We start from the raw sequence: 12,210 nt of genomic DNA, 5'->3' as shown, positions 1-12,210 counted from the left end.
GTGTGATGTCAGCGATTAATTGGACAGAAGAAGTTACAAAACGAAAAGATGATTTAATTCGTGATACACAACAATTTTTGCAAATTAAAAGTGTATGGGAAGAAGAATCGGCGAAAGAGGGCGCACCATTTGGTGAAGGTGTAGAAAAGGCTTTATCTTTCATGTTACATAAAGGAGAAGCAGAAGGTTTTGCTTCTAAAAATTTAGAAGGATATGCAGGTCATCTTGAAATGGGACAAGGAGAAGAATTAGTAGGTATTCTTTGTCACGTTGACGTTGTACCAGAAGGAGACGGCTGGACGACTCCTGCGTATAGTGCAGATATTCGCGACGGAAAGATTTTTGCACGCGGTGCGATTGATGATAAAGGACCAACAATGGCAGCTTATTATGCAATGAAAATTGTAAAAGAATTAGGGTTACCTCTTTCGAAACGCGTTCGTATGATTTTAGGAACAGATGAGGAAAGCAATTGGAAATGTGTAGATCACTACTTTAAAAACGAAGAAATGCCAACAATTGGTTTTGCGCCAGATGCAGATTTTCCAATTATTAATGCTGAAAAAGGAATTTCTGATATACAAGTTGTGCAAAATGGTAGCGAAGAGACAAACGGTGCATATGAACTTATTTCATTTGAGTCAGGTCGTCGTTTAAATATGGTGCCCGATTTTGCAGAAGCGATTATTACAGGTGAAGATGTAAATACACTTACAGTAGCGTATGAAGAGTATTTACAAACTGCTAAAAAAATAGGGAAATCAACTATAGAAGGAAATACAGTGACGCTGCAAATAAAGGGAATTTCAGCGCACGGATCTACTCCTGAAAAAGGAGAGAATGCAGGTTTATTATTAGCAAACTTCTTAACTACAGTTTCTCTTGATGGAAAAGCAAATTCATTTGCGAAATTTGCAACAGAAACATTTACTGGTGATATTTTCGGTGCAAAAGCTAATATTGCTTATAAAGACGAAGTTAGTGGTCCGTTAACAGTGAATGTCGGTCGCCTTTCTTATACGAAAGAAAACGGTGGTAATTTAGGATTAAATGTACGCTACCCAGTTACGACTAACTTTGAAGAAACAATTGCGAAGTTAAAAGAATATGTTGGCACTTATGGATTTGAAGTAGCGGATTATTCTAACTCTCGCCCGCATCACGTTGATAAAGACCACGTATTAATTCGTACGCTGCAACGTGTATATGAAGAACAAACAGGGGAAAAAGCAGAGCTATTAGCAATCGGCGGAGGTACTTACGCTCGTTCATTGAAAGCTGGTGTTGCATTTGGCCCGCTATTCCCAGGAAAAGAAGAACTTGCGCATCAAAAAGATGAGTACATTGAAATTGAAGATTTATTAAAAGCAACAGCAATTTACGCTCAAGCAATTCATGAATTAGCGAAGTAATGGATATGTAAATAATGACCGCTCTCTACTTTAGAGGGCGGCTTCTTTTTACCTGAATGAGATAAGAAAGAAAAGCAACAATAAAAGGAAGGAGACGATGTACATGGATATGCATTATTTTGTCGCAATCACTTTACCAAATCATATAAAAGAAGTGCTATCTAACTATAAAGAGGAAATGAAGGAGGAATTACCATTTCGCTCGTGGGTACATAAGGAAGACTATCATATTACCCTTTCTTTTTTAGGAAGTGCGACGCAGGAACAATTAGAAGGAATAAAGAATGGTTTACAAACACTTAAAGAAAAAAAGGAACTTTCTTTCACGTTACAAGGATTTTCAACGTTTGGCAGGGAAGATAGACCTCGTATTTTTTGGGCGAAGGTAAGTGAGACCCACGATTTATTTCAGTTGCAAAAACGAGTGCATGCTATTTGTGAAGAAAATGGATTTTCTCTAGAAACACGTCCATATCATCCGCATATTACTGTTGCCCGTAAATGGGTAGGAGAAGGAGCGTTTTATTTAGAAAATATAAAAGAAGTGCCTGAAATATCATTTCAAGCAGACGCGATTACTTTATACGAATCTCACGTGAAGGAAACGCCGAAGTATAAATCGATTGCTGAAATAAAATTACAAAAATAGAATGTATGAAAACGTTTTTTATACAGGTGAATATACTATAGAGAATAAGGTGTTACTGTGTAGAGTCTTGCTGATAAGAAAAGCCTTATCGTTTGCAGCTCGTTTCATTTTAATTTTGAGAATGATGGTGATTTTTTTATGTTGAAGGTAAAACGTCCATTTGATGCCTATTTAGATGAAATGAATAAAATTACAATTTTGCTCCCACATGCCTATGGAACAAGTCGGACATTTCGTTTGCAAGAAGGAAACAATGTGAAAGATTTACCGATTGCTCATACTATTGCGCTTCCAGATGCAACGAAGTATGAGTGCTTTATAGCAGAGCCGCTAGATGTGGGGAAGTATTATACAGTACGAGATGAACGGAACGAAGAAACGGATTTACAAATAGGTGCTGTGATTCGAACAGCAATTTTCGATGAAAAGTATTATTACGAAGGTACAGATTTAGGTGCTACGTATCAAAAAGAAGCAACAATGTTTAAAGTGTGGGCTCCAACTGCAAGGCTTGCAAAAGTAAGAATTTATAAAAGTGATAAAGAATATACCGATTATGAAATGTATAGAGCAGAGAATGGCGTTTGGGCTCATACGTTACAAGGGGATCACGATGGAGCTCGATATACATTCCTCGTTTGTATTAATTTAATATGGAATGAAGCGGTGGATCCATACGCAAAGTCAGTAACTGTAAACGGGAAATACGGAGTTGTGATTGATTTAGACAAGACGAATGTAACAAAACGAGAGGAATTACCACCATTACAGTCAATGACAGATGCCATATTGTATGAACTGCATATACGTGATGCTACTATTCACCCAAACAGTGGAGTGGATAAAAAAGGGACATATAATGGGCTGATGGAAGAGGGAACAACGGGACGAAATGGGACGTTAACGGGATTGTCTCACATAAAAGATTTAGGTGTTACACATGTTGAATTATTACCTTTATATTGCTTCGGTGGTATAGATGAGGTGAATCCTTCTGCTGCATACAATTGGGGTTACAATCCATTATATTACAATGCACCAACGGGATTTTATGCTACAAACCCTTCGAATCCGTATAACAGGATTGTAGAGTGTAAACAACTGATTGAAACCTTTCATGCGGGCGGCATTAGGGTGATTATAGATGTTGTATATAATCACGTTTATGAAAGAGAGCTATCATCATTTGAAAAGCTTGTTCCAGGTTATTATTTTCGTCATGGGGAAGATGGTATGCCTTCTAATGGGACGGGAGTTGGAAATGATATAGCGTCTGAGCGAAAAATGATGAGGAAATTCATCGTGGAGTCCATTTTATATTGGCTTACTGAGTACAATGTTGATGGCTTCCGATTCGACTTAATGGGAATTTTAGATGTTGAGACGATGAACAAAATAGAAAAAGAAGTGCGAAACATAAAGAGTGATGCATTGTTATTAGGAGAAGGATGGGATTTACAAACACCACTTCCTCTGGCGGAAAAAGCGACGTTAAATAATGCAAGAAAAATGCCGCGGATCGCGCAGTTTAATGATCAATTTCGTGATGGAATAAAAGGTAGTACATTTAATTTAAATAGACGTGGCTTTGCATTTGGTGGGCATGTAGACTGTCATCACTTGCAGTATATAGTATCAGGTAGTCTGTTAAGTATGAAAGAAACCGGGCTATTTCTAGAGCCAATGCAAAGTATTAACTATGTAGAATGTCATGACAATATGACGATGTGGGATAAACTAGTGCGTAGCAATGAAGAACCGGAAGAGGTTTTGAAAAAACGTCACCTTCTAGCGAGCGCAATGGTGATTCTTTCACAAGGTATTCCTTTCTTACATGCGGGGCAAGAGTTTTATCGTACGAAGAGAGGAAATGAAAATAGTTATAATGCCAATGATGAAATTAATCGATTAGACTGGGATCAAAAAGAGAAAGAGATGGGGACAGTTAACTATATAAAAGGACTCATTGCGATTCGTAAAGAGCATGGGGCATTCCGATTACAAAACGCAGACCTTATAAAAAAGCATATGACTTTTTTGCAAACATCTACAGAAGTGCTCGCATATCATTTACAAAATGTAGAATCATTTGGACGGTGGAAAGAGATTGTCGTTTTATTTAATAGTGGTTTGGAGGCTAAAACGGTGCAGCTTCCAAAAGAAGGAACATGGCATGTGTTAGTAAATGAAAAGCAAGCGAAAATAGAGCCAATTTCTTCATTTAGAGGAAAGGAACTTCAGCTGGCTCCAATTAGCACGTATATATTGACGATAATGTGACAAATCGCTACTTGACGATGAGAATGTAATAAATGTAGAATTGACAAAGGTGACGATTTTGAGAAGTTGTCATTCTATGAGTGGTTTTGTAAAATAAAATAGAGAGTTTTTGGCTTATGCCAAGTTTTCTTTTCATTTACAGTAATATATATGAATCCACAACATGTGTAGAGATGTTGCGGTTTTCTTTTCATAACTAAAAAAGATAAGGATTTGTTAACGGGTAATGAATATGGAATGGTTGGAACAATTATTAGGAAAAGAGTGGAGTCTTGTACCGGCTGGTGGAGTAACGGGCGATGCATATGTTGCGCAAAACGGACAACAGAAGTTATTTTTAAAGCGGAATACATCGCCCTTTTTAGCGGTATTGTCAGCAGAAGGAATTGTTCCAAAATTACTTTGGACAAGAAGGGTAACGAACGGTGATGTAATTTCTGCTCAAAAATGGCTTCCGGGACAGAAGCTTGAGCCAGAGGATATGAAACTAGAACGTGTTGCGAAACTTTTGAAGAAAATACACTCCTCTAAAGCACTTGTGCAGATGATTCAAAGACTTGGGAAGCAACCGCTTCACGCACAAGAGTTATTACAACAACTGCAACTTGTTTTAAGAGGAGATATAAGGGTTGATGAAACAATTCAGCAAGGCCTTCAATATTTAACGGGTTCATTAAAAGATATTGAATATAATGAATTCGTTGTATGTCATTGTGATGTAAATCATAACAACTGGCTATTATCGGATGAAGATGAGTTGTTTTTAATTGATTGGGATGGAGCTGTTATTGCTGACCCAGCTCTAGACCTCGGTATGTTGTTATATTGGTACATTCCGCGCCATGAATGGAGTGAGTGGCTCGGATATTATGAAATTGAAATGGATGAATCGTTGCTTAGGCGTATGAGATGGTATGTGATAGCACAAACGATTTTGTCTATTCAATGGCATACAACAAAAAAACAGCAAGCAGAAGCTGAATATTGGCATCAATATTTACAGCAACTACTTGCTTCGGAATAATACTTAAGAAAAATTGTCCATTCCAGCAATCCACTGAGTGAGTTGTTCTTGATTATTGGAAATGTGGTTGTCCAAATTAGAGGAAGATTTACCCGATTGACTATAAGAATATACATCGTTTAGCATTGCTTTAGCGTCACTACTTATACTATCGTTTGCGAGTAACGATTGAATGAGGCGCTCTAATTGCTCGCATTCTGAAACTGTCCCGCAACAATCACTTTGGTGATTGACTAAAATATCTTTCAGCACTTCTAATTGATGTTGTTGATTAATTGGCATGAACGGATCATCCTTTCGATTGTTTTTCTCATCAAATGTAAGAGAAAAAGCTGCTTCGTCATGGAATGTTTAATGCTGTATGTAGTTTTTATCAAAATGGTACATCTTATACTTGAAAGAAACGGACCGAGTGCTCGTACGTACTTGGTTTTTTGTTTGGTAGATTGATTAAAACAGAGAGAAGGAATTATTCCTTTAAAATAGCTTTGTAAAGAGAGGGAGACATCTATGCGTTTAAGACATAAACCATATGCAATGGACCGAATTAATGAGTATTCACATATCGTAATTGGAAACCCAGAGGAGCGCGCAGGCAACTGGAAAGAAGTATTTGGAAACGAACAACCAATTCATATTGAAGTAGGTACAGGACGTGGCCGCTTTATGTATGATATGGCAAAGGCTAATCCACATATTAATTATATTGGAATTGAAAAATTTACAAGTGTTGTTGTAGATGCACTTGATAAATTAATTGAAGAAGAATTACCGAACTTAAAGTTAATTAATAAAGATGCTGAAGATTTAACAGTTTTCTTTGCAAAAGGTGAAATTGACCGTGTGTATTTAAACTTCTCAGATCCATGGCCGAAGAATCGTCATACGAAGCGTCGTTTAACGTATAAAACGTTTTTACGCAATTACGAAGAAGTGTTAGTAGAAGGCGGAGAAATTCACTTCAAAACTGATAACCAAGGTTTATTTGAATACTCTCTAATGAGTATGGCTGAGTATGGTATGTTATTAACTTACCTTAGCCTAGATCTTCATAATAGTGATTATGAAGGAAACATTATGACAGAATACGAAGAGAAATTCTCTAGTAAAGGTCATCGTATTTACCGTGTTGAAGCAAAATATCGTACAGAGCCTATGCAGTAATGCATAGGTTTTCTTATGGCTAAAACAATCAGAATTTTATGTTAATATAAAAAGAAAGGGGGATGAAAGATGGAACAGTTACAAATTGGAGATATAAAAGTGACGTGGCTAAAAGGTGGAAATACACATTTAGATGGAGGGGCAATGTTTGGCGTTGTACCGAAAGTACTTTGGTCAAGGAAATATAAACATAACGATACAAATCACATTTATTTACGAACGGATCCATTACTTTTGCAAACGAAAGACGGAAATATGCTGATTGATTCTGGAATAGGAAAAGGCAAATTAAATGAGAAAATGAAAAGAAATCAAGGTATAACGGAAGAATCATCAGTTGATGAATCTTTAGAAAAGTTAGGGTTAAAGCCGGAAGACATTCATTGCGTCTTAATGACACACCTTCATTTTGATCATGCATCTGGTTTAACAAAATGGGAAGGTGGTCACCTTGTACCGATGTTTCCAAATGCGAAAGTTTATGTAAGCGAAACAGAGTGGAATGAAATGAGGAACCCAAATATTAGATCACGTAATACATATTGGAAGGAAAATTGGGAGCCAATTGTAGAGCAAGTTGTTACGTTCCAGCAAGAAATAGAAATTACAGATGAAATACAAATGGCGCATACAGGCGGTCATAGTGATGGTCATGCCGTTATTATTCTTGAAAGTCAGGATGAAACGATGATTCATTTAGCAGATCTCTTGCCGACACACGCACATCAAAATGTATTATGGGTAATGGCATATGATGATTATCCAATGACATCGATTGAAAATAAGCAAAAGTGGATGAAGTATGGTGCTGAAAAAGAGGCGTGGTTTACGTTTTATCATGACGCGTATTATCGCGCGGTGAAGTGGGATGAGGAAGGACATATTGTAGAAAAGGTGGAAAGAACAACAAGCATAGAAGCGTAATAAGGGGAGGCTGTCCTAAAAGTCTGTTGGGGCAGCCTCCTTTTCTATTATCGCCTTTTGTCGGTAAGGCGATATATTTAAAAAATTGCCGCTATAATTTTAATCATTATCTGAGATTTTTCAAAAAATAAGAGGTTCACCTAATGGGAACCCTCCTTTTTATGCTGCTATAACCTCTAAAACAGTACCTGTTTTAGCATCAACTAAAAATTCAAATCGTTCTTGCATATCATCTAACATTGTTGTAAGACCGCCGCGATAAACTTCATATGCGACATCATATTTTTCAAATGTCTCTGGAACCATATGTACCCAAGAGCCAGTAATTTCACCTTTATGACTTAATGCTTGTTTCACCATTTTCAATGCTTTTTCTGAAGAAATATGGGATTGTTCTTGTACTTTGTTTGCAACGAAATAACCAGCTGCGAATCCAACGCCAAGACCTGTTACTAAACCTTTCCAGCTCATATATTCACCTCAATTCTATAAAATAAAAATAGTGTACCAATAATAATTATAAAGCAAATACAGCTAAAAAAGAAGAAACTAGAAACATTTCGAAAATTTCGTTACAATAAAAGAGGTATTCTACTAAGGTTTGAAAGAAGGGGACTTCGTGAATAAAGAGACATTACAATTATTTCGTACGTTAACAGAATTACAAGGTACATCAGGTTTTGAACATGATGTGCGCCGTTTTATGAAGCAAGAATTAAGCAAATATGCTGATGAAATTGTACAAGACGGTTTAGGTAGCGTATTTGGTCTGAAAAAAGGGGACGAAACTGGCCCACGTGTTCTTGTAGCAGGTCATATGGATGAAGTAGGTTTCATGGTTACGCAAATTACGAAAAACGGGATGATTCGTTTTCAAACGTTAGGCGGCTGGTGGAGCCAAGTACTATTAGCGCAGCGCGTACAAGTTATGACAAAGAACGGCCCTGTTGTTGGGGTTGTTGGTTCTATTCCACCTCATTTATTAAGTGATGCGCAACGTGCAAAACCGATGGATATAAAAAATATGTTAATTGATATAGGTGCAGATAGTTATGAAGAGGCGATTGAAATTGGTGTGAAACCAGGACAACAAATCGTGCCAATCTGCCCATTTACGCCAATGGCAAACGAAAAGAAAATTATGGCGAAAGCTTGGGACAACCGTTACGGATGTGGCCTTGCAATCGAATTACTAAAAGAATTAAAAGATGAGACATTACCAAACACATTGTACTCTGGTGCGACTGTACAAGAAGAAGTAGGTCTTCGCGGAGCGCAAACAGCTGCAAATATGATTCAACCAGACATTTTCTATGCGCTTGATGCAAGCCCAGCAAACGATGCTTCTGGTGACAAAACACAGTTCGGTCAATTAGGAAAAGGTGCTCTTCTTCGTATTTACGACCGTACAATGGTAACACATAGAGGAATGCGCGAATTCATTTTAGATACAGCAGAAACAAATAACATTCCGTACCAATACTTTATTTCACAAGGTGGTACAGACGCGGGCCGTGTACATACAAGTAACTCTGGTATCCCATCAGCAGTAATTGGTGTTTGCGCACGCTACATTCATACACATGCTTCAATTTTACATGTGGACGATTATGCAGCAGCGAAAGAACTAATTACGAAGCTTGTAAGAGCGACGGACAAAACAACGTTAGAAACAATTAAGAATAACGCGTAGAGAAGAAGGGCTGAAGAGCCTTTCTTTTTTTGGATTGGATAGATGCTCCAGCGATGAGTGGTGGCGGTCAGTGCTTAATGGGTGCTCGAATGATGTATTAAGAGCGCGGGTAGGAAGAGAGAGGAAGGCTGTTTTTGAGTTCGAGACCGGTAATGTTGTGGGAAGCCACCTTCTTTTTTAGGTAGAAGGGATTCCCCTGGTGGTGTGTGGCAGTGGTGGGTACTTAATTCGTGCCGAAGTGGATATTAGAACAAAATGATGAATTTATATAGAGGTGATTGAGATGAAGGTAGTAGTTGGATCGAGGAATAAGACGAAGGTTGGGGCTGTGGAGAAGGTTTGGGAAGATGTTGAAATTATATCCCTTTCTGTTCCTTCAGGAGTAGCAAGCCAGCCATTTTCAGATGAAGAGACAATGCAAGGAGCGGTAAATAGAGCGAAGCAGGCATTAAAAGCAGGTGAAGCCCAAATTGGTATTGGTCTAGAAGGCGGCGTAATGAAAACAGCGCACGGTTTATTTATGTGTAACTGGGGGGCTTTGGCGACAAATGACGGTAGAGTATTTGTTGCAGGAGGCGCTCGTATTAAATTACCAGATGACTTTTTAACGCCACTGGAAGAAGGAAAAGAGTTAAGCGAAGTGATGGAAGAATTTGTACAGCGAAAAGACATTCGTAGCCACGAAGGTGCTATCGGTATTTTTACAGATGATTATGTTGACCGGACGGAATTATTTGTACACGTGGTTAAGTTACTTGTTGGACAATATAAGTATGATGAAAAGCAAGCATAAACCTTGCACCGTGCGTGATGTATGGTAGTATAAAAAGAAAGATTATAACATGAAAAAATGCACTCGTTAGAGGAGGAAATATAGATGAAATCATTAGAAAGCATGGAGCAATTCCAACAATTAAAAAACGAAGAGAATGTAGTCTTTATGTTCTCAGCAGAATGGTGCCCAGATTGCCGCTTCGTAGATCCATTTATGCCAGAAGTAGAAGAGAAATATAGTGATTTCTCATTTTACTATGTAGATCGTGATGAGTTTATTGATTTATGCGTGAAATTAGACGTATTTGGCATTCCGAGCTTTGTAGCGTACAATAAAGGTGAAGAAACTGGTCGCTATGTAAACAAAGATCGTAAAACACAAGAACAAATCGAAGAGTTTATTGAAGGTTTAAAATAAGGCAATTTGCCAATTGAATTGTAAAACAACCTCTACCTTCGCGGGGGAGGTTATTTTTTTGGAAGGGAGGAAAAAGAGATGAAGATGACAAGTAAAAAGATGAAAGATGAGTTAATGAAAAAATTATCTCGCCCAGAATGGGACTTTCAGTATGATAGCGAGAAAGAAGTTCTACGTATTGAACAGAAAGACTCGAAAAAAGGTATTAACGTATCACTTCCAGGAGTTGTAGCAAAATGGGAAGTGAACAAAGAAAAAGCAATTGAAGAGGTCGCTTATTACGTACAAGAAGCGCTAATTGCGATGCATAAAGAAGAAAATAGCGGGGCAAAAATTTTACCTGTTATTCGTTCTACTTCTTTCCCGAAACAAGCAGAAGAAGGAAATCCGTTTATTATGACGGATCATACGGCGGAAACACGTATTTACTATGCGCTAGATTCTAATAAAACGTATCGACTTATTGATGAGCGTCTATTACAAAAGTTAGAGCTTACAGAACAACAAGTACGTGAAATGGCATTATTTAATGCTCGCTCATTAGGTTATGAATTTAAGCAGGACACAGTAGCAGGTAATACATTCTACTTTTTAAACACAAATGATGGGTATGATGCGACTCGTATTTTAAACGAATCGTTACTACAATCGATGCGTGAAAAGATTTCTGGTGACATGGTAGTTGCTGTTCCTCACCAAGATGTATTAATTATTGCTGATATCGTCAACGAAATCGGTTATGATATTATTGCACAAATGACAATGAAATTTTTTGCCGAAGGGCATGTTCCGATTACATCACTTTCATTCGTATATGAAGATGGCCACTTTGAACCAATCTTTATTTTAGCGAAGAATCGGAAGAAGACAGATGGAAAAGAGAAAGGATGAACGAAGTGAACGTTTTTTACAACCTTGAAGGAATTGGTGACACTTTAATTGTTGCCTTACAAGATATTACTTTAGAGAACCGTACTTTTGATCGCAAAGGAGATGTTGCACGCGTATACGATCGTGAAAGCAATGTAACAGCAGGATTCAACATCTTTAATGCATCTTCTTACTTAGAAGTAAAAGAAACAGGTAACCTAACATTAACGAAAGAACTTGTTGAGGAAATCAACGGAATTTTAGCGAAGAACGGCTTTGAAGAAAAAGTAGAAGCAGATCTTTCACCGAAATTTGTTGTAGGTTATGTAGCTGAAAAAGAAAAGCATCCAAATGCTGATAAACTAAACATTTGTACAGTAGAAATCGGTACAGAAACATTACAAATCGTATGTGGTGCACCAAACGTTGATGCAGGACAAAAAGTTGTCGTTGCAAAAATCGGCGCTGTAATGCCAAGCGGTATGTTAATTAAACCAGCTGAGCTTCGCGGTGTTCCTTCTTCTGGAATGATCTGCTCTGCACGTGAATTAGAGCTTCCAGACGCTCCACAAGAAAAAGGTATTCTTGTATTAGAAGACAGCTTTGAAGTTGGACAAGAATTTAAATTTTAATTGATGTAAGAAAAGAGAGGTTGTCCTTTTGGACAACCTCTCTTTTCTATTGAATCTTTGATATATTGTGAGTTGTGATAGATATATGTAGAAAATCGTTCATATTCATAAGGATGTCACCTTTTTTCTTAAAATCTATATTGTGTTTTATAAACAAAATAGTTAAAATTTAGAAAAATAGAAGGGGTAACTAACTGTTACGATTTATTTAACCAATTATAACGAAAGTTAATTAAATATATCAGTAAGCCCTGCTAGTCAAGTGATTGGCTAGTAGTGAGGGTTAACTGCGGGCAATCCCTAAAGCTGATTGAACTACAACGTGGCTAGAAATAGCGAGCGTGAATGTTGCGAAAGCAGAAAAAATCAA

General features: G+C 37.5%; 13 protein-coding genes. 11 read left to right on the top strand and 2 right to left on the bottom strand.

Annotated elements, in window-relative coordinates; genetic code table 11:
- Positions 1-5 precede the first annotated feature (5 nt).
- The 4 genes from pepV to COI75_RS00430 all read left to right on the top strand — a co-directional run bounded on the left by pepV (position 6) and on the right by COI75_RS00430 (position 5,365).
- Positions 6-1,412, top strand: a complete 1,407-nt coding sequence (gene pepV / locus COI75_RS00450; RefSeq protein ID WP_001274285.1) for a dipeptidase PepV — start codon at positions 6-8, stop codon at positions 1,410-1,412.
- Between the two features lie 103 nt (positions 1,413-1,515).
- Positions 1,516-2,061 (top strand): RNA 2',3'-cyclic phosphodiesterase, encoded by a 546-nt coding sequence (thpR, locus tag COI75_RS00445; RefSeq protein ID WP_000367181.1) that lies wholly within the window; start codon positions 1,516-1,518, stop codon positions 2,059-2,061.
- A 138-nt stretch (positions 2,062-2,199) separates the two neighbouring features.
- Entirely contained in the window at positions 2,200-4,341 is a 2,142-nt protein-coding gene (gene pulA, locus COI75_RS00435; RefSeq protein ID WP_000921709.1) for a type I pullulanase, read from the top strand.
- A gap of 226 nt (positions 4,342-4,567) precedes the next feature.
- Complete coding sequence (locus COI75_RS00430) at positions 4,568-5,365, top strand: phosphotransferase family protein (protein ID WP_002095222.1); 798 nt, start codon at positions 4,568-4,570, stop codon at positions 5,363-5,365.
- A gap of 3 nt (positions 5,366-5,368) precedes the next feature.
- On the opposite strand, the gene COI75_RS00425 is transcribed toward COI75_RS00430, so the two are convergent.
- Positions 5,369-5,647, bottom strand: a complete 279-nt coding sequence (locus tag COI75_RS00425; protein ID WP_001122236.1) for a YtzH-like family protein — start codon at positions 5,645-5,647, stop codon at positions 5,369-5,371.
- A gap of 228 nt (positions 5,648-5,875) precedes the next feature.
- Here COI75_RS00425 and trmB point away from each other — a divergent pair, with 228 nt between their 5' ends.
- Together trmB and COI75_RS00415 are read left to right on the top strand one after the other, a co-directional pair.
- Positions 5,876-6,529, top strand: a complete 654-nt coding sequence (gene trmB, locus COI75_RS00420) for a tRNA (guanosine(46)-N7)-methyltransferase TrmB (protein ID WP_001239382.1) — start codon at positions 5,876-5,878, stop codon at positions 6,527-6,529.
- 69 nt (positions 6,530-6,598) lie between these two features.
- Positions 6,599-7,453, top strand: a complete 855-nt coding sequence (locus COI75_RS00415; RefSeq protein ID WP_000436836.1) for a YtnP family quorum-quenching lactonase — start codon at positions 6,599-6,601, stop codon at positions 7,451-7,453.
- A 159-nt stretch (positions 7,454-7,612) separates the two neighbouring features.
- Here COI75_RS00415 and COI75_RS00410 read toward each other — a convergent pair whose 3' ends face one another.
- On the bottom strand, positions 7,613-7,924 hold the full coding sequence (locus COI75_RS00410; protein ID WP_000118544.1) for a PepSY domain-containing protein: 312 nt from the start codon (positions 7,922-7,924) through the stop codon (positions 7,613-7,615).
- 148 nt (positions 7,925-8,072) lie between these two features.
- Here COI75_RS00410 and COI75_RS00405 point away from each other — a divergent pair, with 148 nt between their 5' ends.
- From COI75_RS00405 to ytpR, 5 genes are all read left to right on the top strand, one after another.
- Positions 8,073-9,146 carry a M42 family metallopeptidase gene (locus tag COI75_RS00405; protein WP_001031522.1) on the top strand — a complete coding sequence of 358 codons (1,074 nt, stop codon included), beginning with the start codon at positions 8,073-8,075 and terminating at the stop codon, positions 9,144-9,146.
- 283 nt (positions 9,147-9,429) lie between these two features.
- Positions 9,430-9,939 (top strand): DUF84 family protein, encoded by a 510-nt coding sequence (locus COI75_RS00400; RefSeq protein ID WP_000869969.1) that lies wholly within the window; start codon positions 9,430-9,432, stop codon positions 9,937-9,939.
- An 84-nt stretch (positions 9,940-10,023) separates the two neighbouring features.
- On the top strand, positions 10,024-10,338 hold the full coding sequence (locus tag COI75_RS00395) for a thioredoxin family protein (RefSeq protein WP_000838193.1): 315 nt from the start codon (positions 10,024-10,026) through the stop codon (positions 10,336-10,338).
- A 78-nt stretch (positions 10,339-10,416) separates the two neighbouring features.
- Entirely contained in the window at positions 10,417-11,229 is an 813-nt protein-coding gene (locus COI75_RS00390; protein ID WP_000784607.1) for a DUF1444 domain-containing protein, read from the top strand.
- Entirely contained in the window at positions 11,226-11,840 is a 615-nt protein-coding gene (gene ytpR / locus COI75_RS00385) for a YtpR family tRNA-binding protein (RefSeq protein WP_001006768.1), read from the top strand. Before COI75_RS00390 ends, ytpR begins: the two co-directional genes overlap by 4 nt.
- The last annotated feature ends 370 nt before the right edge of the window (positions 11,841-12,210 follow it).

The sequence above is a fragment of the Bacillus cereus genome (assembly GCF_002564555.1).
In the GTDB taxonomy this organism is placed as follows: Bacteria; Bacillota; Bacilli; order Bacillales; family Bacillaceae_G; genus Bacillus_A; species Bacillus_A cereus_K.
Note: the sequence above shows the minus strand (reverse complement) of the source record. Positions and strands in the feature narration are given on the sequence as shown.